Raw genomic sequence first — 717 nt, 5'->3', positions numbered from 1 at the left:
GGCATGAGTGATAGAACGCCATTCTTGACTACCATCAAGGCACTCTTTAGGTTTTAGCCAACGAGTTGGGTTATTGTTGCACATCATTTTTCTGCCTGTGAAATAGGGTAAATAGAAGGGGCACTGCAATCAAAACGGGTTTGTCCTGAGGGAGTTTTTAGTGTTGAAGAGGGAGATTCTTTATCCCCGACACTACTATGAACATAATTAGAATCGGTAGGATCAAAATAAAATTTTCGCCACCAGGGATCATCAAGTCCATCATTTTTTAAACGAGGAAATGGAGATTCTCCTAGATAAAATCCCTCATCTGTTACGATAATATCGAATTTAGCCGATCTAACCCCAGGATAATCAGTATTACCACCAAACCCACCATTAGTGGGTCTGAAGGTTTTTCCGCCATCAAGGGTGACAATAATGGCGTTAACACACCCCCATTTAGTGCCTGCACACTGGTCGGTTTGTCGACTCAATACGGCAGGGAAAGCTAAGGCATCATCACGCTCTGTTGCCCAAATTAAACGCCCTTGGTATAAACAGGCTGAACCAGATAATATTTTTTTATGAATATTATTTTTTGTATTGTTGTAATAAGTGATCCCTTCTCGTCGATGGTTATATTGCTCCAAGGTAAAAAAGCGATGGTCATCAATACGATAAATCACGACGGGGGGACCGTAACTTTTAATTTCTTCGGCCATTAAACGCTGTTGC

At 41.3% G+C, this 717-nt stretch carries 1 protein-coding gene; it reads right to left on the bottom strand.

Annotated features, from left to right (window positions below):
- Positions 1 to 83: 83 nt before the first annotated feature.
- On the bottom strand, positions 84 to 717 hold a 634-nt coding region (locus JEP40_RS18965), incomplete at its 5' end, for a T6SS immunity protein Tli3 family protein (RefSeq protein WP_420094348.1).

Source organism: Proteus vulgaris (assembly GCF_016239305.1).
GTDB lineage: Bacteria > Pseudomonadota > Gammaproteobacteria > Enterobacterales > Enterobacteriaceae > Proteus > Proteus vulgaris_C.
Note: the sequence above shows the minus strand (reverse complement) of the source record. Positions and strands in the feature narration are given on the sequence as shown.